Source organism: Methylophaga sp. UBA1464, assembly GCF_002325665.1.
Taxonomy (GTDB): Bacteria; Pseudomonadota; Gammaproteobacteria; order Nitrosococcales; family Methylophagaceae; genus Methylophaga.
In genome coordinates, this window is the sequence record NZ_DCSO01000085.1 from 1 (window position 1) to 1,412 (window position 1,412).

Annotated in this window: 2 protein-coding genes and 1 pseudogene; 1 reads left to right on the plus strand and 2 read right to left on the minus strand. The window is 43.1% G+C overall.

Translation table 11 applies throughout. The annotated features are described in order from the left end of the window. Both B3O33_RS16045 and B3O33_RS10750 read right to left on the minus strand, forming a co-directional pair. Positions 1 to 246: pseudogene (locus B3O33_RS16045) on the minus strand (SDR family NAD(P)-dependent oxidoreductase); the annotation flags it as partial. Continuing rightward, complete coding sequence (locus B3O33_RS10750; RefSeq protein ID WP_292362268.1) at positions 237 to 386, minus strand: hypothetical protein; 150 nt, start codon at positions 384 to 386, stop codon at positions 237 to 239. The pseudogene B3O33_RS16045 and the gene B3O33_RS10750, both read right to left, overlap by 10 nt. Positions 387 to 834: 448 nt before the next feature. On the opposite strand from B3O33_RS10750, the gene B3O33_RS10755 reads away from it, so the two are divergent. Continuing rightward, positions 835 to 1,341 carry a DUF2383 domain-containing protein gene (locus tag B3O33_RS10755; RefSeq protein WP_292362269.1) on the plus strand — a complete coding sequence of 169 codons (507 nt, stop codon included), beginning with the start codon at positions 835 to 837 and terminating at the stop codon, positions 1,339 to 1,341. Positions 1,342 to 1,412: the final 71 nt, after the last annotated feature.

The window sequence follows — 1,412 nt, forward strand, 5'->3', positions numbered from 1 at the left end:
AGTCACAACAGAGGCGGCTATGAGAGAGCAACAAGTCCTAGTGATTAATGGTGTCCATATCGGGCCAGGTGCCATGCCGTTTACTCTGACGCCCTGGTTAATGGCCTCAGAAGCCAGTGATAGTGTGAAATTAGCAATCGCTGCTTTTGTCGCTGCATAAGAGGCAAGATTGCTGCTTGGCTCAAATGCCTGAATAGAGGTGGCATTGATGATCGAACCACCCGGTGGAATATGTTTTAACACGACGCGGGAGAAGTGAAAAAAGGCTTCGGTGTCGGTTTCATGATTTTTTCTTGTCCCGGAATTGACTGTTGCTGCGTTTCGAACTCGGGACGTGGATAACGGCTTCTTGGATCACTAAAAGTATTAGCAATAGATTGCGTCATGCCTTAAATCCTCCAGGATGAATAGCAAATACTGAGCAATACCAGAATATGTACCACTGCAAAACTATTCCGATCAAACACGAACGCTTTAAGGCCAACTATCATTCAGGATGCAGTGAATATTGCCATCGGCATATAGATGTTCTGTCCGAGTAAAAATTACCGGCGATAGGAATTTTTTATACAGCAAAGTGAATGTTATTCCTGCTTTTATTAAAAATCATACCGACAAAAACCTTGTACCACCTGCATGAACTATCAAATCCGATTGCTGGCATAGAGTTTGCCATGGTTTGTGGAAAGTGAGTTTCTCAAGATGATATGGCAGCTTTGCGCTGACATATGTGAGGCAAGTGCCAGTGAATGTAAACAGCATCATCATGTGCACAAGCCAGTTCAGAAACATACTGGAAAATGGCTAGCTGAATGATTATGGGCAACTGAACAAATGCGTAACAAATTAATTGCCAACTTTAAAAGTGATGAACATACGATGGAAGTAATTGATGAGAGTGATGTCATGGATTCTGAACAAGTTATCAGTAAGATTGGTGATTTGGTGTCATTGGAATTCAATGCCATCGAAACTTACGAAGCGGCCATTGAACGATTGGACAATCTGGATTACCGGGCAAAAATGACAGAATTTCTGGGGGAGCACGAGCGACATTTAATACAATTTTGTGACGCCATTATACAGGAAGGTGGCGCCCCACCTGACGGTGCTGATTACAAACAATTTTTGACCAAAGGACCAGTGGTAATCGCTGCAATTGGTGGGGACAAATCTATACTGCAAGCCATGTTGCTAAACGAAAACCTGACGAACAAGCTATACGAAAATGCCAATGAAGAGATATACCCGGGCTATATCCAGCTCATGCTGAAACAGGCTTTGGGCGATGTGCGCCATCATCGGGTTTGGATCGAATCGGCCATTGAACAGCTTGATTGAATAAAGAATTAAATTAACCGGGTTTGGCTGGAAACAATTGGTTATAAAAAGCGGTCTTTTTGACAGCTACC